Source organism: Pseudomonas sp. GW704-F2, from assembly GCF_059423025.1.
Genome location: NZ_JBWKXO010000063.1, coordinates 1 through 21865 on the forward strand (window position 1 = coordinate 1; position 21865 = coordinate 21865).

The 21865-nt window shown below is 61.1% G+C and carries 23 protein-coding genes; 20 read left to right on the top strand and 3 right to left on the bottom strand.

Features of this window, described 5'->3' with window-relative positions; genetic code table 11:
- The 18 genes from AC07W0_RS29060 to yegS form a co-directional block, all read left to right on the top strand.
- The coding region (locus AC07W0_RS29060) for an S-type pyocin domain-containing protein (RefSeq protein ID WP_495029347.1) at window positions 1–1104 on the top strand (1104 nt) is incomplete at its 5' end.
- Window positions 1104–1565 (top strand): DUF6392 family protein, encoded by a 462-nt coding sequence (locus tag AC07W0_RS29065; protein ID WP_017845397.1) that lies wholly within the window; start codon window positions 1104–1106, stop codon window positions 1563–1565. The genes AC07W0_RS29060 and AC07W0_RS29065, both read left to right, overlap by 1 nt.
- Window positions 1566–1826: 261 nt before the next feature.
- Entirely contained in the window at window positions 1827–3941 is a 2115-nt protein-coding gene (flhA, locus tag AC07W0_RS29070) for a flagellar biosynthesis protein FlhA (RefSeq protein ID WP_017845398.1), read from the top strand.
- 11 nt (window positions 3942–3952) lie between these two features.
- Window positions 3953–5269, top strand: a complete 1317-nt coding sequence (gene flhF, locus AC07W0_RS29075; RefSeq protein WP_017845399.1) for a flagellar biosynthesis GTPase FlhF — start codon at window positions 3953–3955, stop codon at window positions 5267–5269.
- 105 nt (window positions 5270–5374) lie between these two features.
- Window positions 5375–6208 (top strand): flagellar synthesis regulator FleN, encoded by an 834-nt coding sequence (fleN, locus tag AC07W0_RS29080; RefSeq protein ID WP_003192912.1) that lies wholly within the window; start codon window positions 5375–5377, stop codon window positions 6206–6208.
- Window positions 6205–6945 (top strand): RNA polymerase sigma factor FliA, encoded by a 741-nt coding sequence (gene fliA, locus AC07W0_RS29085; protein ID WP_017845400.1) that lies wholly within the window; start codon window positions 6205–6207, stop codon window positions 6943–6945. Before fleN ends, fliA begins: the two co-directional genes overlap by 4 nt.
- Before the next feature lie 168 nt (window positions 6946–7113).
- A complete protein-coding gene (locus AC07W0_RS29090; RefSeq protein ID WP_003192908.1) occupies window positions 7114–7488 on the top strand; it encodes a chemotaxis response regulator CheY in 375 nt (124 codons plus the stop codon).
- Window positions 7489–7506: 18 nt separating this feature from the next.
- Window positions 7507–8295 carry a protein phosphatase CheZ gene (locus AC07W0_RS29095; RefSeq protein ID WP_102618843.1) on the top strand — a complete coding sequence of 263 codons (789 nt, stop codon included), beginning with the start codon at window positions 7507–7509 and terminating at the stop codon, window positions 8293–8295.
- 11 nt (window positions 8296–8306) lie between these two features.
- Window positions 8307–10562, top strand: a complete 2256-nt coding sequence (locus AC07W0_RS29100) for a chemotaxis protein CheA (RefSeq protein WP_102618844.1) — start codon at window positions 8307–8309, stop codon at window positions 10560–10562.
- Between the two features lie 48 nt (window positions 10563–10610).
- Window positions 10611–11735: a protein-glutamate methylesterase/protein-glutamine glutaminase gene (locus AC07W0_RS29105; RefSeq protein ID WP_017849386.1), complete on the top strand. Its 1125-nt coding sequence runs from the start codon at window positions 10611–10613 to the stop codon at window positions 11733–11735.
- Complete coding sequence (locus AC07W0_RS29110; RefSeq protein WP_017849387.1) at window positions 11735–12475, top strand: flagellar motor protein; 741 nt, start codon at window positions 11735–11737, stop codon at window positions 12473–12475. The genes AC07W0_RS29105 and AC07W0_RS29110 overlap by 1 nt, the downstream gene beginning before the upstream one ends.
- 5 nt (window positions 12476–12480) lie before the next feature.
- Window positions 12481–12621, top strand: coding sequence for a hypothetical protein (locus AC07W0_RS29115; protein ID WP_158243623.1), 141 nt, complete (start codon window positions 12481–12483; stop codon window positions 12619–12621).
- Window positions 12618–13505, top strand: a complete 888-nt coding sequence (gene motD / locus AC07W0_RS29120) for a flagellar motor protein MotD (RefSeq protein WP_017849389.1) — start codon at window positions 12618–12620, stop codon at window positions 13503–13505. Before AC07W0_RS29115 ends, motD begins: the two co-directional genes overlap by 4 nt.
- Window positions 13506–13555: 50 nt before the next feature.
- Window positions 13556–14344 carry a ParA family protein gene (locus AC07W0_RS29125; protein ID WP_017849390.1) on the top strand — a complete coding sequence of 263 codons (789 nt, stop codon included), beginning with the start codon at window positions 13556–13558 and terminating at the stop codon, window positions 14342–14344.
- Entirely contained in the window at window positions 14344–15156 is an 813-nt protein-coding gene (locus AC07W0_RS29130; RefSeq protein ID WP_017849391.1) for a CheW domain-containing protein, read from the top strand. Before AC07W0_RS29125 ends, AC07W0_RS29130 begins: the two co-directional genes overlap by 1 nt.
- 80 nt (window positions 15157–15236) lie before the next feature.
- A complete protein-coding gene (locus AC07W0_RS29135; protein ID WP_017849392.1) occupies window positions 15237–15719 on the top strand; it encodes a chemotaxis protein CheW in 483 nt (160 codons plus the stop codon).
- A complete protein-coding gene (locus AC07W0_RS29140; RefSeq protein ID WP_046484827.1) occupies window positions 15720–16112 on the top strand; it encodes a DUF2802 domain-containing protein in 393 nt (130 codons plus the stop codon).
- A gap of 173 nt (window positions 16113–16285) precedes the next feature.
- Window positions 16286–17206: a lipid kinase YegS gene (gene yegS, locus AC07W0_RS29145; RefSeq protein ID WP_046382530.1), complete on the top strand. Its 921-nt coding sequence runs from the start codon at window positions 16286–16288 to the stop codon at window positions 17204–17206.
- Here yegS and AC07W0_RS29150 read toward each other — a convergent pair.
- From AC07W0_RS29150 to AC07W0_RS29160, 3 genes are all read right to left on the bottom strand, one after another.
- Entirely contained in the window at window positions 17165–17824 is a 660-nt protein-coding gene (locus AC07W0_RS29150) for a response regulator transcription factor (RefSeq protein ID WP_017849395.1), read from the bottom strand. The two genes, yegS and AC07W0_RS29150, sit on opposite strands and share 42 nt — an antisense overlap.
- Window positions 17821–18714, bottom strand: coding sequence for a sensor histidine kinase (locus AC07W0_RS29155; RefSeq protein WP_017849396.1), 894 nt, complete (start codon window positions 18712–18714; stop codon window positions 17821–17823). Before AC07W0_RS29155 ends, AC07W0_RS29150 begins: the two co-directional genes overlap by 4 nt.
- A gap of 279 nt (window positions 18715–18993) precedes the next feature.
- A complete protein-coding gene (locus AC07W0_RS29160; RefSeq protein WP_173677847.1) occupies window positions 18994–19443 on the bottom strand; it encodes a hypothetical protein in 450 nt (149 codons plus the stop codon).
- A 552-nt stretch (window positions 19444–19995) separates the two neighbouring features.
- Here AC07W0_RS29160 and AC07W0_RS29165 point away from each other — a divergent pair.
- Together AC07W0_RS29165 and AC07W0_RS29170 are read left to right on the top strand one after the other, a co-directional pair.
- On the top strand, window positions 19996–20931 hold the full coding sequence (locus AC07W0_RS29165; RefSeq protein WP_017849398.1) for a chemotaxis protein CheV: 936 nt from the start codon (window positions 19996–19998) through the stop codon (window positions 20929–20931).
- A 39-nt stretch (window positions 20932–20970) separates the two neighbouring features.
- Window positions 20971–21777, top strand: a complete 807-nt coding sequence (locus tag AC07W0_RS29170) for an MOSC domain-containing protein (RefSeq protein ID WP_102618845.1) — start codon at window positions 20971–20973, stop codon at window positions 21775–21777.
- The last annotated feature ends 88 nt before the right edge of the window (window positions 21778–21865 follow it).

Genomic DNA, 21865 nt, shown 5'->3' on the forward strand with positions numbered 1-21865 from the left:
GGCGTAATGAATCGTGCCGCTGATGCGTGTGTGTTCGCCAAGTCATGCGTTTCGGTGCCGGTCGGTTCCACGGCGGCGGGAACCAGCCCTGAACACGCGACAAACTTTGGCACCACGGCCGTCATGGCTTCGACCGGCACTGCGGGCGCTGTCGGGAGGGTCGCCGGAACACTCGGCAGCGACCTTGGCGCCTGGGCCATACGAGGACTGGCCGGAGCCAGTTCAGCACTCAACGTCGTGCTGCTGGCTTTTTGGCCAAGGGATATGGGTGATTCGACGCTCTACACCCCGGAACAACTGGCAGGTATGCGCTCGGCCAGTACGCGAGTGCGGTTTCAGTTTCGCCAGGACGAGTCAGGTGAGTTGCACATCTACGGTGTACATACCAAGCCCGAAAGTGGCGCTGATCGTGTACCTGTCGCGCAAGCCAGTTGGAATGCGGACAAGAGCGCGATGGTCGCGGTGCTGGATGGCATCAGCATCACTTGGACGCCGAACAATGGGCCGGTGGTCAGTGCGCCGAGCCCGTATCCGGGTACACCGGAACGCTTGGATAATTTGTTCGTTCATCCGGTTGCGGTGGGGCAAGATTCGGCAATCAGTCACTACCCAGGTCAGGATGCAGAGGATATTACCTGGCAGGACACGATCATTACGTTTCCTGCTGACTCGGGTATGTCGCCGCTGTACTTGGTATTTGCCAAGCCTATGGTTAGCCCGTTGGAGGTTGGTCGCGCGGCCGATCTAATGAGCCGGAGTCGAAAAGATGGCCTGGACATCGACCACATACCTGCACAAAAGGTACTGGAGGCAACGTTACTTCAGTTGGATGCCAAAATGCCGCGTCAACAGGTGTTGGATTATCTAAAGAACGCTCCAGGCATCGCGATTCCGACACATGTGCACCAGAAGCATAGTGAAACTTACGGTGGGCGCAGTACCAGGGCCAAGCAAGCCAAAGATGTCGCCGACCTACGGGCGGCTGTTAATAGCAATGTCGATGCGATCAAGAGCGGGTTACTGGATGAAGGCTATCCTGAAGCTGAAATTGAGGCGGCCCGAGAGCAATTACATCAACTCAACCAGAAACAAGGGTGGTACTAATGGACGCCACAACGATTGCACTGTGGATCAAAAGCCTGGGGCGCCCCTATGAATCCTTAGTCTCAGAGGGTGTCATCCCCAATATGCCTCTACAAGAGCTTTATAAGGGAAGGGACTGGCTGGATATTGAACCAGAGGATGGAGTTGAGTTGAGTTTTTCAGCTGACTCCAAACGCCTGGAAACTCTATATATCACTCTTGTTAAGGCTGTAGAGGGGCAGTCTGTATATCGTGGAAAACTGCCACTGCCGCTGGCTTTATCGATGAGTCAGGCTGACGTAAAGGCCTCCTTCGGTGTTCCTTTAGAGTCAAAGGGTCCGACAAAACTCCCTCTAAACAGAAAAACAGGGGGGTGGGATGCGTATGAGCTTGAGCCCTCGGTGTATCCGAACGCCAAGCTGATATTTAAGTACGCGGAAAACTATCAAGTTAATACGCTGGTGTTCACTCTCCGCGCCTAGTTTCCTCAAACTGAGCGCACACCAGCCAGTCAAGCGAATGTCTTTTCTGGCCGGCATCAGGACTCGGCCATCCAGGCAGAGAGGCTGATCGGAGGCGAAAAGTGAAAAGGGGACGCCTATATTTAATTGAAATGAATTCCCTCATCCGGTGACCTCAAGCAAAAGTTGGAAGGCTTCTTGCAATACCGCCTTCAGGGCGCCCTCTGGCGTCAAAAGTTTGCTTCAAGGATGCGAGGAGTACCGGTGGTAGATCGCTCTCAAATGCTCAGCACGGCCCGCAGCACCCTGACTGACCTCTCGCGGGGCAATCTGGGTGTGCCGTTGTTGTTGCTGGTGATGCTGGCAATGATGATGTTGCCGATGCCGCCGTTCCTGCTCGACGTGTTCTTCACCTTCAACATTGCCTTGTCCGTCGTGGTCCTGCTGGTCTGCGTCTACGCGTTGCGGCCGCTGGATTTCGCGGTGTTCCCCACCATCCTGCTGATCGCCACGTTGTTGCGGCTGGCGTTGAACGTGGCGTCGACCCGCGTGGTCATGCTCCACGGCCAGGACGGTCACGCCGCCGCCGGTAAGGTGATCCAGGCCTTCGGCGAGGTGGTGATCGGCGGTAACTACGTGGTCGGTATCGTGGTGTTCGCGATCCTGATGATCATCAACTTCGTGGTGGTGACCAAGGGCGCCGGGCGGATTTCCGAGGTGAGCGCGCGCTTTACCCTCGACGCCATGCCCGGCAAACAGATGGCCATCGACGCTGACCTCAACGCCGGCCTGATCGACCAGAACCAGGCCAAATCGCGCCGCCTGGAAGTGGCCCAGGAGGCCGAGTTCTACGGTTCCATGGACGGTGCCAGCAAATTCGTGCGCGGTGACGCCATCGCCGGCCTGTTGATTCTGTTCATCAACCTGATCGGCGGCATAGCGGTCGGGATGTTCCAGCACGGCATGACCTTCGGCGATGCGGGCAAGGTCTACGCCCTGCTGACCATCGGTGACGGTTTAGTGGCGCAATTGCCATCACTGTTGTTATCCACAGCAGCGGCGATCATGGTGACCCGTGCGTCGGGCTCCGAAGACATGGGCAAGCAGATCAGCCGGCAGATGTTCGCCTCGCCCAAGGCGCTGGCCGTGGCGGCGGGCATCATGGCGATCATGGGCATTGTGCCTGGCATGCCCCACGTCTCGTTCTTGAGCATGGCGGCGATGGCCGCCGGTGGCGCCTACCTGTTCTGGAAAAAGCAGAACTTGGTCAAGGTGAAGGCCCAGCAAGAAATCGCGCGCCAGCAGGAACTGCTGCCGTCGCCGGCCCGCGCCCAGGAAACCAAGGAGTTGGGCTGGGACGATGTGACCCCGATCGACATGATCGGCCTGGAAGTCGGCTACCGCCTGATCCCGTTGGTCGACCGCAACCAGGGCGGCCAATTGCTCGCGCGGATCAAGGGCGTGCGCAAGAAGTTGTCCCAGGACCTGGGCTTCCTGATGCCCACTGTGCATATCCGCGACAACCTCGACTTGGCCCCCAGCGCCTACCGCCTGACCCTGATGGGCGTGATCCTCGCCGAAGCGGAGATCTACCCCGACCGCGAGCTGGCGATCAACCCGGGCCAGGTGTTCGGCACGCTGAACGGTATAACCGCCAAAGATCCGGCTTTTGGTCTGGAAGCGGTCTGGATCGAAGTCAGCCAGCGCAGCCAGGCGCAGTCCCTCGGCTACACCGTGGTGGACGCCAGCACCGTGGTCGCCACGCACCTCAACCAGATTCTGTACAAGCACTCCCACGAGCTGATCGGTCACGAAGAAGTCCAGCAACTAATGGGTTTGCTGGCCAAAGCCTCGCCCAAGCTCGCCGAAGAGCTGGTGCCGGGCGTGCTGTCGCTGTCGCAATTGCTCAAGGTGCTGCAGGCGCTGCTGGCCGAACAGGTGCCGGTGCGCGACATTCGCAGCATCGCCGAGGCCATCGCCAACAATGCCGCCAAGAGTCAAGATACTGCCGCGTTGGTGGCCGCCGTGCGCGTTGGATTATCCCGCGCTATCGTACAAAGCATTGTAGGGATTGAGTCTGAGCTGCCTGTGATCACCTTGGAGCCAAGGTTGGAACAAATATTGCTCAATAGTATTCAGAAGGCAGGACAGGGCCAGGAAGAGGGCGTTCTGCTGGAGCCAAGCATGGCTGAAAAACTGCAGCGTTCGTTGATCGAAGCAGCGCAGCGTCAGGAAATGCAGGGCCAGCCGGTGATTCTGCTGGTGGCAGGCCCGGTTCGGGCGATGTTGTCGCGGTTTGGACGCCTGGCAGTGCCGAATTTGCACGTTTTGGCTTATCAGGAAATCCCTGACAACAAGCAAGTGACTATCGTCGCGACAGTAGGGCCCAACGGCTGAGGTAGTGGGTTATGCAAGTAAAGCGTTTTTTCGCCGCCGATATGCGTCAGGCCATGAAACTGGTACGTGACGAGCTGGGCGCCGACGCTGCGATTATCGGTAACCGTCGTATTGCCGGCGGTGTCGAGCTGACGGCTGCCCTGGATTACACCCCTTCGGCGCTGGCCCCGCGTGTCCCGAACATGGAGCTTGAAGACGAGCTGCGCAAGACGGCCTCGCGCATTGTCTCGGCCCAGGCCGAACTGAGCATGCGCGGCGACAGCGATGCGACCACCAATCGCCAGTTGTTCGCCGGCCTGCCGCTGACCGCCGCCGAGCCGCTGGTCGAGCCGACGTTCATCGAACCGCCGCGTCCTGCCGCGCCTGCCCCGGCCGCTGCAGTCGACCAGCGTGTGTTCGACTCGATGCGCTTTGAGCTCAACGGCCTGCGCGAGCTGCTGGAAGTGCAGCTCGGTTCGCTGGCCTGGACCCAACTGCAAGGCAGCAAGCCGCAACAGGCCAACCTGTGGCGTCGCCTGCAACGCATCGGTCTGTCCGGCCCGTTGTCCCGCGACCTGCTGGCGCTGACCACCGAAATCGAAGAACCTCGCCAGGCCTGGCGCATGTTGCTGGCCCACCTGGCGCGGATGATCGTCACCCCGGAACTCGAACCCCTGGAAGAGGGCGGCGTGATCGCCATGGTCGGCCCTGCCGGCATGGGCAAGACCACCACGCTGGCCAAGCTGGCGGCGCGCTACGTGCTCAAGTACGGCGCCCAGAACATTGCGCTGGTAAGCATGGACAGCTACCGCATCGGTGCCCAGGAGCAACTCAAGACCCTGGGCCGCATCCTCAATGTGTCGGTGACCCACGTCGACCCGGGCCAGTCCCTGGCCAATGCCCTCGATCCGTTGTTGCGCAAGCGTGTGGTGCTGATCGATACCGCCGGCCTGCAAGCCAGCGATCCGGCGTTGCGCATGCAGCTGGAGAGCCTGGCCGGGCGTGGCATCAAGGCAAAAAATTACCTGGTGCTTGCAACCACCAGCCAAAAACAAGTTCTTACCGCTGCGTACCATAGCTACAAGCGCTGCGGCCTGGCCGGATGCATCCTCACCAAGCTCGACGAAACCGCGAGCCTGGGCGAGGTGCTGAGCCTGGCTATCAGTCATGAACTTCCGGTCGCCTACCTGACCGACGGGCCGCGGATTCCGGATGATTTGCATCTGCCGCGCCGTCATCAGTTGGTCAGCCGTGCCGTCAGCGTGCAAATGCAAGAAGAGCCTAGCGAGGAAGCGATGGCCGATATGTTCGCTGACCTTTACCACAACCCGGCAAAGCGGGTGGGTTGAGGCAGCATGAACACCATGAAATGTATCTACATCGATGGTCTGCAAGCGATTCACGCGGCCAAGCCATGTAGCCTGCGTCTAAGCAAGACAAGGTAAAGAATTAAAATGGGCAGCATGCATCCCGTACAGGTGATCGCGGTGACCGGCGGCAAAGGTGGCGTCGGGAAAACTAACGTGTCAGTGAATTTGTCCCTGGCCCTGGCAGAGCTTGGCCGTCGTGTCATGCTGCTGGATGCTGACCTTGGGTTGGCGAACGTTGACGTTTTGCTGGGGCTCACGCCCAAACACACCCTCGCCGATGTGATCGAGGGTCGTTGCGAGCTGCGCGATGTGCTGCTGCAGGGCCCTGGAGGCATCCGCATCGTGCCGGCCGCCTCGGGCACCCAGAGCATGGTCCACTTGAGCCCTGCGCAGCATGCCGGCCTGATCCAGGCGTTCAGCGATATCGGCGACAACCTCGACGTGCTGGTGATCGACACCGCCGCCGGGATTGGCGAGTCCGTGGTCAGCTTCGTGCGCGCCGCGCAAGAAGTCCTGCTGGTGGTCTGCGATGAACCCACCTCGATCACCGACGCCTACGCCCTGATCAAACTGCTCAATCGCGACTACGGCATGAACCGCTTCCGCGTGCTGGCCAACATGGCCCAGAGCCCGCAGGAAGGACGCAACCTGTTCGCCAAGTTGACCAAGGTCACTGATCGCTTTCTTGATGTCGCCTTACAATACGTCGGCGCAGTTCCCTATGACGAGTGTGTACGCAAGGCCGTGCAAAAGCAGCGTGCGGTCTACGAAGCGTTCCCTCGTTCGAAATGCGCGTTGGCGTTCAAGGCTATTGCTCAGAAGGTCGATACCTGGCCGTTGCCCGCCAACCCTCGGGGGCATCTGGAGTTTTTCGTCGAGCGATTGGTGCATCAGACGAGCGCAGGACCGGTGCTATGACAGCCAGCGGCTATAACCTTTACAAAAATTCGGCACGTGACCGCCAGGGCGAATTGATCGAGCGCTATGCGCCGCTGGTCAAGCGCATTGCCTATCACTTGCTGGCACGCCTGCCCGCCAGTGTCCAGGTCGAAGACTTGATCCAGGCCGGCATGATCGGCCTGCTCGAAGTGTCGACCAAATACGACGCGAGCAAGGGTGCGAGTTTCGAGACGTATGCGGGTATCCGTATCCGTGGCGCGATGCTCGATGAAGTGCGTAAAGGGGATTGGGCGCCGCGTTCGGTACACCGCAATACGCGCATGGTCAGTGACGCAATTCGTGCAATTGAAGCAAAAACCGGTCGCGACGCTAAAGATCACGAAGTTGCGGCCGAACTCCAATTGAGTCTCGACGATTATTACGGGATTTTGAACGATACCTTGGGCAGCCGCCTGTTCAGTTTCGACGACCTGTTGCAGGACGGCGAACACGAAGGGCTGCACGAGGACGGCGCGAGTGCTCATCTCGAACCGTCGCGCGACCTGGAAGATGAACGCTTTCAGGGGGCGCTGGCGGACGCGATTGCCAATCTGCCGGAGCGTGAGCGACTGGTGTTGGCGCTGTACTACGACGAAGAGCTGAACCTCAAGGAAATCGGTGAGGTCCTGGGGGTCAGCGAATCGCGTGTCAGCCAGCTGCACAGCCAGTGCGCAGCCCGCTTGCGGGGACGCCTGGGAGAGTGGCGCGCGCGCTGACAGGCAGTGTGGGGACACTGCAGACACTACCGCGAGGCCCTTGGTTTTCGCGGGTGAGTTTCGTGGTGCCCTGGGCAGTCCTTTTTGTGTAACGCCTGTTGATTGAAATGGCGCGTCCAGGTGCTGGACGCGTTTTAAGACTGCTTGGAGGTCGAATTGGACAAGAACATGAAAATCCTCATCGTTGATGACTTCTCAACGATGCGGCGGATCATAAAAAACCTGTTGCGTGACCTGGGGTTCACCAACACGGTCGAGGCGGATGACGGCCTTACGGCGATTCCGATCCTCAACAGCGGGAGCATCGACTTTCTGGTAACCGACTGGAACATGCCCGGCATGACCGGTATCGACTTGCTGCGCCATGTGCGCGCCGATGAAAAACTGCGCAGCCTTCCCGTGTTGATGGTGACCGCCGAAGCCAAGCGTGAGCAGATCATCGAAGCCGCCCAGGCCGGGGTCAACGGCTACGTGGTCAAGCCATTCACTGCATTGGCCTTGAAAGAGAAGATCGAAAAAATCTTCGAACGCATCCACGGCTAATGCCATCGCGGGGGAGCTATGGAGCATAAAGAAACGTCACAGGGGGACTTTGAGTCGACCCTGAAAAAGCATGCTCACCAGCTGGTCGAGAGCCTTGAAAAAGGCCATTTCGGCGACGCGGTGCAGTTAATCCATGAGCTTAACCAGACCCGTGACCGCGGCCTGTATCAGGAAGTGGGCAAGCTCACGCGCGAGCTGCACAGTGCGATCGTCAATTTTCAGATTGACCCGCACATGCCCCAGGCTGAAGAAATTTCGCAAATCACCGATGCCACTGAACGCCTGTCCTATGTGGTCAGGCTGACTGAAGCGGCGGCCAACCGCACCATGGACCTGGTGGAAAACGCCACGCCCCTGGTCAACGGCATGGCCAATGAAGCCCAGGCGCTCAGCGTTGACTGGGGCCGTTTCATGCGTCGGGAAGTGGGGGCTGAGGAGTTTCGTGAGTTGGCCCGTCGGGTCGAGGGTTTCCTGTCGCGCAGCGAACAGGACAACCACACGGTGTCCAGCAACCTCAATGACATTCTGCTCGCCCAGGATTACCAGGACCTCACCGGTCAGGTGATCAAGCGCGTGACCCAATTGGTCACCGAAGTGGAAAGCAACTTGCTCAAATTGGTGCTTATGGCAGGCCAAGTCGATCGTTTCGCCGGCATCGAACATGACCGCGAAGCGATCCTCTCGGAAAAAGATCCACAAAAACATCTCGCCAAGGGTGAAGGTCCGCAGATTCATGCCGATAAACGTGAAGACGTTATGTCAGGTCAGGATGACGTAGATGACCTGTTATCCAGTTTAGGCTTCTAAGGAGCACACCCATGAGCTTCGGCGCCGATGAAGAAATCCTTCAGGATTTCCTTGTAGAGGCCGGCGAAATTTTAGAGCAACTGTCCGAACAACTGGTCGAGCTGGAAAGCCGACCGGATGATGCGAACCTGCTCAATGCAATTTTTCGCGGTTTTCACACTGTAAAAGGGGGCGCCGGCTTCCTCCAGCTCCATGAGCTGGTGGAGTGCTGCCACATCGCCGAGAACGTGTTCGACATCCTGCGCAAGGGTGAGCGTCACGTTGATTCGGAGCTGATGGACGTGATTCTCGAAGCGCTGGATGCGGTCAACGGCATGTTCAGCGAAGTTCGCGAACGTGCCCCGATCACCGCAGCCACCCCGGAACTGCTGGCCGCCCTGGCGCGTCTGGCGGAGCCTGCCGACACCGCGGCCGCGCCGGTGGTGGAAGCGGCTCCGGAGCCTGTGGTCGAAGCCGAAGCGGATGTCACCGACAGCGAGTTCGAGCAACTGCTCGACTCCCTCAATGCGGTCAAGGCCGAAGCCGAAGCGCCGCAAGCGGTCGCTGCAGTGGCCGCGCCCGCCGCGCCGACCGGCGAAGACATTACCGACGCAGAATTCGAATCCCTGCTCGATCAGTTGCACGGCAAGGGCCAGTTCGCTGCCGACGCCGTTGCACCTGCGGCTGAGGCGCAAGCACCTGCGAGTGCCTCGCAAGTTCCGGCAGCCACCGCCGCCGCTGGCACCGACATTACCGACGACGAATTCGAAGCGTTGCTCGACCAGTTGCATGGCAAGGGCTCCTTTGCTGCCGATGCCTTGCCGGAAGTCGCTGCAACTGCTGCCGCACCGGCTGCTGCCGCTGCCGCACCTGCCGGCGACGGGCTGATTTCCGATCACGAATTCGAAGCCCTGCTCGACGAATTGCACGGCAAGGGCAAGTTCGCCGAAGTGGCCGCTGGCGCTGCGGCGACGGCCGCCCCGGTGGCGGCCAAACCGGCACCGGCCAAAGCCGCGGCACCTGCTGCCGCCAAGCCGGCCCCGGCCCCGGCTGCCGCCGCTCCTGCCGCTGCCGCGCGTGCCCCGGCCGCCGCCGCGGCCGACAAGCCTGCCAGCGAAGCCGAAACCACGGTGCGTGTGGATACCGCGCGCCTGGACGACATCATGAACATGGTCGGCGAACTGGTGCTGGTGCGTAACCGCCTGGTGCGCCTGGGCCTGAACAGTGGAGACGAAGCCATGCAGAAGGCCGTGTCGAACCTCGACGTGGTCACTGCCGACCTGCAGACCGCGGTGATGAAGACGCGGATGCAGCCGATCAAGAAAGTCTTCGGTCGCTTCCCGCGCCTGGTTCGTGACCTGGCTCGCCAGCTCAAGAAAGAAATCAACCTGGAACTGGTGGGTGAAGAAACCGACCTCGACAAAAACCTTGTCGAGGCCCTGGCCGACCCGCTGGTCCACTTGGTGCGCAACGCCGTCGACCACGGCGTGGAAACCCCGGAAGAGCGCGAGGCCGCGGGCAAGTCCCGTAACGGCAAGGTGATTCTTGCGGCGGAACAAGAGGGCGACCATATCCTGCTGTCGATCACCGATGACGGCAAAGGCATGGACCCGGCGATCCTGCGCGGTATCGCCGTCAAGCGTGGCGTGATGGACAAGGATGCCGCCGACCGCTTGACCGAGACCGAGTGCTACAACCTGATTTTCGCGCCGGGCTTCTCGACCAAGACCGAGATTTCCGACGTGTCGGGCCGTGGCGTGGGCATGGACGTGGTGAAAACCAAGATCAGCCAGCTCAACGGTTCGATCAATATCTACTCGACCAAGGGCCTGGGCTCGAAGATCGTCATCAAGGTGCCGTTGACCCTGGCGATCATGCCGACCCTGATGGTGATGCTGGGCAACCAGGCCTTCGCCTTCCCGCTGGTCAACGTCAACGAGATCTTCCACCTCGACCTGTCGCGCACCAACGTGGTGGACGGCCAGGAAGTGGTGATCGTGCGCGACAAAGCATTGCCACTGTTCTACCTCAAGCGCTGGCTGGTCGCCTCGGCCGCCCATGAAGAGCAGCGCGAAGGCCATGTGGTGATTCTCTCCGTGGGCACCCAGCGCATCGGCTTTGTCGTCGATCAACTGGTCGGCCAGGAAGAAGTGGTCATCAAGCCTTTGGGCAAAATGCTGCAGGGAACCCCGGGCATGTCGGGTGCGACCATCACCGGTGACGGTCGTATCGCATTGATTCTCGATGTTCCGAGCATGCTCAAGCGTTACGCCGCACGGCGTATTTGATTCTGGTGGGGCAGGGCGGTATTGCCTGCCCCGCCTAACGGAGTGTTTATGGTAGTCAAGGTCCTGGTGGTGGACGATTCGGGTTTCTTCCGCCGCCGCGTCTCGGAAATTCTTTCCGCCGATCCAACGATCCAGGTGGTCGGCACGGCCACCAACGGTAAAGAGGCGATTGATCAAGCCATTGCGTTGAAGCCGGACGTGATCACCATGGACTACGAGATGCCGATGATGGATGGCATCACCGCAGTCCGACACATCATGCAGCGCTGTCCGACCCCGGTATTGATGTTCTCCTCGCTGACCCACGAAGGCGCCCGGGTCACCCTGGATGCGCTGGACGCCGGTGCGGTGGACTTCCTGCCGAAGAATTTCGAAGACATCTCGCGCAACCCCGAGAAGGTCAAGCAGATGCTGTGCGAGAAGGTCCACAGCATTTCGCGCAGCAACCGTCGCAGCCTGTTCAGCGCCCCGGCGCCTGCGCCGGTCGCGGCTCCGGCGGCGCCCACCAGCACGGCGTTCGGCCGCCCGGCGCCGGCAGCGGTTGCCCGGCCTGCCGCGGCCCCCGCGCGGGCACCTGCGCCAAGCGCCCATTCGCCGGCGCCGAAACGCAAGGCCTACAAGCTGGTTGCCATTGGTACTTCGACCGGCGGCCCGGTTGCCCTGCAGCGGGTTTTGACCCAACTGCCGGCCAACTTCCCGGCGCCGATCGTGCTGATCCAGCACATGCCCGCCGCGTTCACCAAGGCCTTCGCCGAGCGCCTGGACAAGCTGTGCCGCATCAGCGTCAAGGAAGCCGAGGATGGCGACATCCTGCGTCCTGGCCTGGCGCTGCTGGCGCCTGGGGGCAAGCAGATGATGGTCGATGGCCGTGGCGCGATCAAAATCCTGCCGGGCGATGAGCGCCTCAACTACAAACCCTGCGTGGATATCACCTTCGGTTCGGCAGCCAAGTCCTACGGCGACAAAGTTCTGGCGGTGGTGCTCACCGGCATGGGCGCCGACGGTCGCGAAGGCGCGCGCCTGCTCAAGCAGGGCGGCAGTGCGATCTGGGCCCAGGACGAAGCCAGTTGCGTGATTTATGGCATGCCGATGGCCATCGTCAAGGCTGAGCTGGCCGACGCGATCTACAGCCTGGACGATATCGGCAGGCATTTGGTGGAGGCCTGCCTCTGATGGATGTACTGAGTCTGATCGGTATCACCATGGCGTTTGTCGCGATCATCGGCGGCAACTACCTCGAAGGCGGGCACCTCGGCGCCCTGGCCAACGGCCCGGCGGCGCTGATCGTGATCGGTGGCACCGTCGGCGCGGCATTGCTGCAATCGCCCTTGAGTTCGTTCAAGCGTGCCATGCAGATCTTGATCTGGATTATTTTCCCGCCGCGCGTCGACCTGGCCGGCGGCATCGACCGCGTGGTCAACTGGAGCCTCACCGCACGCAAGGAAGGCCTGCTCGGCCTGGAAGGCGTGGCCGATGCCGAGCCCGACAGCTACGCGCGCAAAGGCCTGCAATTGCTGGTGGACGGCGCCGAACCGGAGGCGATCCGCAGCATCCTGGAAGTGGATTTCTACACCCAGGAAAGCCGCGATATCAACGCCGCCAAAGTCTTTGAAAGCATGGGCGGCTACGCGCCGACCATCGGCATCATCGGTGCGGTGATGGGCCTGATCCACGTGATGGGCAACCTCGCCGATCCGTCGCAACTGGGCAGCGGCATTGCCGTGGCGTTTGTCGCCACCATCTACGGTGTGGCGAGTGCCAACCTGGTGCTGTTGCCGGTGGCCAGCAAGCTCAAGTCGATTGCCCTGCGCCAGTCGCGTTACCGTGAAATGTTGCTCGAAGGCATCCTGTCGATTGCCGAGGGCGAGAACCCGCGCTCCATCGAATTGAAGCTCCAGGGCTTCATGGATTGATGTACATGAAACGTGTAGGAGCGAGCTTGTTCGCGAAAATCGTCAACGATGACGCGGGCATCCTGGATGAACGCGTTGCTCTCGGATTTTTCGCGAGCAAGCTCGCTCCTGCAGGTGATTCGTTTTGCGGAGGTAATCGTCTGTGAGCCGTCGCCGTCGCGAGCCTGAAGAACACGTCAACCATGAACGCTGGCTGGTGTCCTACGCGGACTTCATCACCTTGCTGTTCGCGTTTTTCGTGGTGATGTACTCCATCTCGTCGATCAACGAAGGCAAGTACAAAGTCATTTCCCAAGCGCTGATCGGCGTGTTCAACGACGCCGATCGTTCGCTCAAGCCGATCCCGATCGGCGAAGAGCGGCCCAAGACCGTGACCCCGGCCAAGCCGCTGGTCAACGACAGCGATGAGACCTCCGCCGGCATGGGCGGCACCGGCGACCCGCTGAAAAGCATCGCCGACGATATCAGCGCCGCGTTCGGCGACCTGATCAGCTCCAACCAGATGACCGTGCGCGGCAATGAGTTGTGGGTGGAGATCGAGCTCAATTCGAGCCTGCTGTTCGCCAGCGCCGATGCCATGCCCAGCGACCAGGCGTTCACCATCATCGACAAGGTGGCGGCGATCCTCAAACCGTTTGAAAACCCGATCCACGTCGAAGGCTTTACCGACAATATCCCCATCAGTACCGCGCAGTACCCGACCAACTGGGAGCTGTCGTCGGCCCGGGCGGCCAGCATCGTGCGGATGCTCGCGATGCAGGGCGTGAACCCCGGTCGCCTGGCGTCGGTCGGCTACGGCGAGTTCCAGCCGGTGGCCAATAACGCCACGGCGGAAGGCCGCGCCCGCAACCGCCGGGTGGTGCTGGTGGTCTCGCGCAACCTGGATGTGCGCCGCAGCCTGACCGGCACCGGCACGGCAAATGCAACCCCGGACGCGGCATTGAAGCGGGCTGGCACACAAACTGCACCGGCCCTTGCAAAGCCGCCGGTACGGCAAAGCTCCGTCAATTCTCCGTCACCGGCTCAATAACCTATGCACTGTCTCGGTCGCGCCTGTGCCCGCCGGGAGGAATCAACCGAATGAGAGTCTGGGCAGTTGCCAATCAAAAAGGTGGAGTCGGCAAGACCACCACCTCCATCGCCTTAGCCGGCTTGCTGGCCGAGGCGGGCAAGCGCGTGGTCGTGGTCGACCTGGACCCCCACGGCTCGATGACCAGCTATTTCGGCTATGACCCGGACGCGCTGGAGCACAGCTGCTACGACCTGTTCCTGCACAAGGGCAGCGTGCCGAGCGATCTGCCCGGGCAACTGCTGCTGCCCACCAGCAATGAAAGCATTTCCCTGCTGCCGTCGAGCACCGCCCTGGCCACCCTTGAGCGCCAGTCGCCGGGGCAGAGCGGCCTCGGCCTGGTGATCGCCAAGACCCTGGCGCAACTGTGGCAGGACTTCGACTACGCGATCATCGACAGCCCGCCGTTGCTCGGCGTGCTGATGGTCAACGCCCTGGCGGCCAGCCAGCAGCTGGTGATCCCGGTGCAGACCGAGCACCTCGCGGTCAAGGGCCTGGAACGCATGGTCAGCACTCTGGCGATGATCAACCGCTCACGCAAACAGGCGCTCCCGTTCAGCATCGTGCCGACGTTGTTCGACCGCCGCACCCAGGCGTCCCTCGGCACCTTGCGCGTACTGCGTGATGCCTACCCGGACACCATCTGGCAAGGCTATATCCCGGTGGACACGCGCCTGCGCGACGCCAGCCGCGCCGGCCTGACCCCTTCGCAGTTCGACGGTAAAAGTCGCGGCGTGCTGGCGTACCGCGCGCTGCTCAAGCACCTGCTGTCGCAACAGCTTGTGGCGCAGGTGGCGTGATGAACCGTCCTGTCGAACTCAAGGTCAAGACGCGGCCGCAACTGGCACTGGAATCCTACCTGGATGCCTTGCTGCAGGACGCGACCGAGGAAGAACTGCCGGAACCGCTGCTGGTCCTCGAACCCGCCGTAGACGCACAAAGCACACTGGATGAGTTCCAGTTGGCAGTGCTGGAAGAACAGGCGCGTGATGCGCAGGTGATGGTGCCGAGTCCACCGGTCGTGGTTGCGCCTGTAGTGGTTGCGCCTGTGCCGGTCGCACCCGTGGTGGTCGAGCCGGTGGTTGAAGTCCACCTGCCGCCGAGCATCACGCCGCCGCCGGTCACCGGCGACGGCCGCCCGGCGTGGGCCGCCGAGCCGTTCGAATGCCTGCTGTTCGACGTCGCCGGGTTGACCCTGGCGGTGCCGCTGGTGTGCCTGGGCTCGATCTATTCCCTGGAAGGCCAGGAGCTGACACCGCTGTTCGGGCAACCGGAGTGGTTCCTCGGCATCCTGCCCAGCCAGGCCGGCAACCTCAAGGTGCTGGACACCGCGCGCTGGGTGATGCCCGACCGCTACCGCGATGATTTCCGCCAGGGCTTGCAATACGTGATTTCGGTGCAAGGCTACGAGTGGGGGCTGGCCGTGCATCAAGTCAGCCGCTCGTTGCGCCTGGACCCGAATGAAATCAAATGGCGCAGCCAACGGGGCCAGCGCCCTTGGTTGGCGGGCACCGTGATCGAACACATGTGCGCGTTGCTCGACGTCGCCGAACTGGCCGAGTTGATCGCCAGCGGTGCGGTCAAGTCGATGCCGGGCCAGCAACGCAGTTAATTGAACAAGATCGGCCGCACGGTTGTGCGGCCAAAGAAGCACACACGCCGTGTCCAACGGCATTTGAAGGGGTCAGGGGTATGAATAAGTCAGCGTCCGCACAAGGTTTGGATGATCCGATCCTGCAATGGGTTACCTTCAAACTGGACAACGAGTCCTACGGCATCAACGTCATGCGCGTGCAGGAAGTGCTGCGCTACACCGAAATCGCTCCGGTTCCGGGTGCGCCAAGCTACGTGCTGGGCATCATCAACCTGCGCGGCAACGTGGTGACGGTGATCGACACCCGCCAGCGTTTCGGTCTGATACCGACCGAAGTCAACGACAACACCCGCATCGTCATCATCGAGGCCGACAAGCAAGTGGTCGGGATCATGGTCGACAGCGTGGCCGAAGTGGTTTACCTGCGCCAATCGGAAGTGGAAACCGCGCCGAACGTGGGTAACGAAGAGTCGGCCAAGTTCATCCAGGGCGTCTGCAACAAGAACGGCGAACTGCTGATTCTGGTCGAGCTGGACAAAATGATGAGCGAAGAAGAATGGTCGGATCTGGAGAACATCTGATTGTTCCTTGAAGCAGCGGTGATCGTCCTGGCCCTGTTGTGGGCCGGGACGTTGGCGTTTTTGCTGCGCTATGTGCGCCAGCAACGCGAGTGGGCGGTGCAACAGGCCGAACGCGACGCCGTGCGTGACCGGCGCGTGGTCGAGTTGGCCAAGCGCGTCGATCACTTCCAGCAGAGTGCGGTGCGGGTCGGGGATGAGGTGCATGAACTGCGCGCGATCCTCGGGCCGTTGCCGGACAAGCTGGCGCAGATTGAACAGCGCGATCCGTCCAGCCTGTCTTTTGCCCAGGCGGCGAAGCTGGTCGGCATGGGCGCGACCGTGGATGAGCTGACGCAGTCGTGCGGCTTGACCCAGGCTGAGGCGCAGTTGATGAGCAAGTTGCACAAAAGCTGATTGCGCGCTGATGGGTATCTAGCGATCCAACTGTAGGCGCTGGCTTGCCCGCGCTTACAGGAAAGCGGCCTGGCCTCGCCCCTGGCCAATTAAATTGCAAACCCGATGGCTTTTTTTATCTCCTCAAAGGTCAACATCCTTCAAGCACCTTTGACCCCAGGAGAACGCCCCCCATGACCACCCACAAAGCCCTGTTGATCCTCCACGGCAAGCAAGCCCTCAACGAGGACGTGCGCGCTGCGGTGCTGGCTCGGCGTGAGCAGGGCTGGGAGCTGGCGGTGCGGGTGACGTGGGAGGGCGGCGACGCGCAGCGGCTGGTCAACGAGGCCCTGGACGGCGGGTACACGCACATCATTGCCGGCGGCGGTGACGGCACCTTGCGCGATGTGGCCGAGGCGATGGCCCAGGCCGGGACCGATGCGAGCCTGGTGCTGATGCCGTTGGGCACCGCCAATGATTTTGCCCGCGCCGCCGGTGTGCCGCTGCAGCCCGACCAGGCCCTGGCGTTGCTGGATGTGCCGGCCAGGGCGATCGACCTCGGCCGCGTCGGCGGGCAAGTATTCCTCAACATGGCCACCGGCGGCTTCGGCAGCCAGGTCACCGCCAATACCTCCGAAGAACTGAAGAAAGTGCTGGGCGGCGCGGCCTATCTGTTCACCGGCTTGTCGCGCTTCAGTGAGTTGAAGGCCGCGTATGGCGAGCTGGAAGGCCCGGATTTCCATTGGAAAGGCGAGCTGCTCGCGCTGGGCATCGGCAATGGCCGCCAGGCGGGCGGTGGGCATGTGCTGTGTCCCGACGCACTGGCGGACGATGGGCTGCTGGACATCAGCATTTTGCCGGCCCCCCAGGAAGTGGTCGGCACCCTGCGTGAACTGATGAACAATGGCTGGGGCCTGGACACCATGTTTGTCCGCGCGCGCCTGCCGTGGGTCAAGATCAAGGTCGCGCAAGGTTTGTATATCAACCTGGATGGCGAACCGCTGCAAGGCGATGACCTGCATTTCGAGGTCGTGCCCAAGGCCCTGCGCGTCCACCTGCCGCCGGGTTCGCCCTTAGTCGTCCAGGCTGATGATCTGCTCGCGCACGGCAAATAACACCAGGCCCGCCACATCGAAAATCTGCAGGCGCTTCATGATTTGCGAGCGATGGGCTTCCACGGTCTTGATGCTCAACCCGAGGCCGTGGGCGATTTCCCGGGTGGATTTGCCACGCACCACCAGGCGCAGGATTTCCAACTGGCGAGCGGTGAGGTTGTGGTTGTGGACGACCGGGGAGGACGGGGCCTGATTGCGTACCAGCGCCTGGCTGATCACGGTGTGGGCAATCGCCGGGCTCAGGTAGCGCTCGTCATTGCTCAGCGCCAGCAGTGCCTGCTCCAGTTCGTTGGCGCTGGTGTCCTTGAGCAGGTAGCCATGGGCGCCGGCCTCCAGGGCTCGCATGATCAGCTCCGGGTCGGTGTGCATCGACAGGATCAGCACCTTGCTCTTGGGGTAGGCCGTCTTGAGCTGGTGCAACGCATCCAGGCCGCCGGTGTGTTTCATCGACAGGTCCAGCAGCACGATATCCGGCAGCAGGGCGCTGAATGTTTCCAGCACCTGCGCGCCATCGCTGGCTTCGCCAATCACCGTGTAGCCGGGAATGTCCAGGACCAGCGCGCGGACGCCGGCCCTGATCAGTGCGTGGTCATCCACCAGGAGTAAAGTGCGGGTCACTCGAGAACCTTCAGGGGACTGGCCCGTTCGAGGGCGCGCGGCGCCCAGGGGAAAAGCGCGTCGATCCGGGTGCCTTTGCCTGGCTGGCTGCTGACGGACAAGGTGCCTCCCAGTTGATCAATCCGCTCGGACATGCCCGCCATGCCCCGTTGGCCTTCCAGGCCTGGGTTGCTGGCGGGCGAAAAGCCCTGGCCGTCATCACTGATAAACAGCGACAGGCCCTGGGGCAGGCGTTGCAGGCGAACCAGCAGGTTTTGCGCCTGGGCATGGCGCAGCATGTTGGTCACCGCTTCCTGGGTGATGCGAAAAGCGGCCACGGCCATTTCTTCGGGAATGCCGGTCAGCCGTTGCTGGCATTCCAGGCTCCAATGAATCGAGGTGTTTCCCAGGGTCTTGAGCAGGTGCGCGCGCAGGCTGGCTTCCAGGCCGAGGCTGGCCAACTGACGCGGGTTGAGAATGGCGGACACGTCGCGCACCTTGGCCAAGGTCTCGTTCAGGGTGTTGCACAGCACTGTGCATTGGCCCTGCAGGTCTTCCGGCAGGCGGCGCTTGAGCCATTCGCTTTGCAGCTTGGCGGCGGTGAGCAATTGGCCGATATCGTCGTGCAGCTCACGGCTGAGGCGGTGCCGCTCGTTTTCCTGGACTTGCAACAGGCGATCGGCCAGTTCCTGGGGCTGGAACTTGATCGATTTACGTGAGCTCCACTGGCGCAGGCCCATCAGCACCAGGGTGGCCACGTTGATCAGCAACACCATCAATGGCAAGGGCGCGGAGTGAGCGTAGGCCCACAGCCCCAGCAGCAGTGAGCACAGGCACAACACGAGAACCAGTCGACGGGCATTGCTGCGGGAAGCGGATTTGACGAGGAGTGACTTGAGGCTGGCGTACATAGCGGATGCTTTTCACGTTTTATGCATCATGACGTTAGGTCACTTCGAGGGCGGCATGGTAACACTTTGCTTACCGTTGGTCGCCAGGCGTCATTTGCACGGAGTGGGGGCATGCCTATTAAGAATAGTTATATGTTGGCGGTTGTTTTGTATGGGTTGGCTTTATAGCGCGGGCAACTTGGTTGTCGCCACTTATTGCAGGACACATTAGTTATTCTTGTCGTTTTTGGGCAAGACGCTAGATGAAAGCGACACCTTAGCGGTTAACGGCGCAGTCTTTCATGAAACATGGTGCAGACGCTGCTGAGGCTTGTTGGCGAAGTCCTTTTGCGGGATCTGGAGAGTGACCGTCGCAATCAGTGAAGTTTGTTCACTTTCGTCCAAACTCAGTTCACCGGTGCGGGTGTCGATCAGCTCCAGTTGCCACGCCAGTAATGTCAGACAATTGTGCAAGGCATCGAGGGCCTGATCGTGCAGTTGCAGCGGGTTCGCCGCGTTGGCAATCAGGTACTGGATATGCCGCGAAAACTCGCTGATCGCCCGCAGCGCCAGATCGTCGGCCTTTTCGGCGAGCGTCGCGAGACTGAAGTTCATGCAGTCGATGGCATCGCTGTCGTTACGAATCAAATGCAGATGGCTCAGACACTCCTCCGACTTGTTCAGCAGCTTTTCGGCCTCCAGCAAGAATTCGGGAAGTGCAGCTTGCCACTCGTTCGCACTATTCATCATGCAAGTCTCCGCAACATAAGGTCGGGTGATGAGATGTCGCACTGCGTGAATAGCGTAAAACTACCGCTGAAAGATGACTGAAATCTGTAGGGCGCTTCTGAGACTTTAGTAGGACGTTTATTTGAATGATCATGCGAGGCGCACACTGCCCTCGTCATCGGGGCCGATTGCGCAACTTCGATTGCCGACAGGTGAGTGTCTTGAAGACCCGTGGGCCGTGGGCTTGCGATGGCAAACAAAAGCCTGACTCCATTCATGCAATGAGAATGGCGTCACATTAATGGCAATTAGATATCGCGAATATCAGGTTGGGCCTGATTGTGCCTAGGGGAATCCCTTATATAGCGGAACCTTGCGTCGATGTGAGTGTCGCGCAATGTCGCTATTCTGCCGAATTAAGAGGCCAGCGAAGTAAAGCATGATGTCAGTGTGACATCAATGGATTTACGTGGCATTTTACAGGGGTCAAGGTCTGGCGCTTGCCGCCGATAACAAGCCTAGTGAACTGCATAATCCCTTAGCGCGACTTGCGCGCATATCAGGAGCTTTTTAATGGCCGGCATTCTCGACACCGTAGATCAACGCACGCAATTGGTGGGTGAGAATCGCCTGGAGATTCTCATGTTTCGCCTGGCCGGGCGGCAGCTGTTCGCGATCAACGTGTTCAAGGTGCAGGAGGTCTTGCAACTGCCCAAGCTGACCCTGATGCCTCAGCGCCACCCGTTTGTGTGCGGCGTGGTCAACCTGCGGGGCCAGACCCTGCCGGTGATCGACCTGTCCCAGGCCATCGGCATGCGCCCGCTGGTGCCGGGGCCCAACAGCACCATCATCGTCACCGAGTACAACCGCTCGGTGCAGGCGTTCCTGGTGGGCGGCGTCGATCGCATCGTCAACATGAACTGGGAAGCCATCCTGCCGCCGCCGACCAGCGCCGGGCGCCAGCACTACCTCACGGCCATCAGCAAGGTCGATGACCAGTTGGTGGAAATCATCGACGTGGAAAAAGTCCTCGCCGAGATCGTGCCATACAACGCCAAGGTCTCCCGCGATAAACTCGATGACCCGATACTGGAGCGCGCCCGTGGCCGTGAAGTGCTGCTGGTGGACGACTCCAATGTCGCGCTGTCGCAGTTGCGCGACACCCTGGGCCAGTTGGGCGTGAAGATGCACATCGCCAGTGACGGCCTCAAGGCGCTGAACATGCTCAAGGCCTGGGCCGACAGCGGCCAGGTGATGACCGACAAATTGCTGATGATCTTCACCGACGCCGAAATGCCTGAGATGGACGGCTACCGCCTGACCACCGAGATCCGCAATGACCCACGCCTGCGTGAGCTGTACGTGGTGCTGCACACCTCGCTGTCGGGCAGTTTCAACGAGTCAATGGTGAAGAAGGTCGGGTGCGATAACTTCCTGTCCAAATTCCAGCCGGACAAGCTGGTGGATGTGGTGCGTCAGCGACTGATGCTGGACGAAGCGTCGGCTTGACCTTAGGGTGACGGTTTTGCCCCTCAGGAATGCAGGCTCATGCTCCGTCTCAGCGCGCTGTACCGTTACCCTTTGAAATCCGGCAAGGCCGAAACGTTGCAGCAGATCGGCCTGGACAAGCTCGGGTTGGATGGCGATCGACGCTGGATGCTGGTGGACGAAGCCAGCGGGCGTTTCTTGACGCAGCGCGCCGTGGCGACGATGAGCCAGCTGTCTGCGCTGTGGAACCGCAGCGGTGGCCTGACCCTCAGTTCGCCTGGCTACGCAGCGCTGGACGTGGCGTTGCCCGGCAGCGAGGCTGAACTGCGCGGTGTGACCATCTGGCGCGACACCTTGCGCGTGCCGGATGCGGGCGATGCCGCCGCCGCCTGGGTCAGCGACTTTATCGGCAAGCCGACGCGGCTGGTCCACATCCCGCTGGAGCGCGCGCGCACCACACAAGCCGGTTATGGCAAGGACGATGATCAGGTCGCGTTCGCCGACGGTTACCCGTTGCTGCTGATCGGCCAGGCCTCCCTGGACGACCTGTCCCGGCACGTCGGTCGGCCCATGGAAATGCTGCGCTTTCGCCCCAACCTGGTGATCGACGGTGGCGATGCGTTCGCCGAAGACGGCTGGAAACGCCTGCGCATCGGCGATGTCGAGTTTCGCGTGGTCAAGCCGTGCTCACGCTGCATTCTGACCACCATCGACCCGCAGACCGGCGAGCGCAGTGTCGACCGCGAACCGTTCGTGACGCTGGAGGCCTATCGCAAGACCGAAGACGGCGCGATGTTCGGCCAGAACCTGGTCAACGATGGCGTGGGCCGCCTGGAAGTGGGCATGCCGGTGACTGTTCTCGAATAATACGCCCCCATAAAAAAAGGTTCTTCACGGAATCCCGGGAAACACAGAAACAAGAACGCCGATTTGATGGATGATGTTCGTGCGAGCA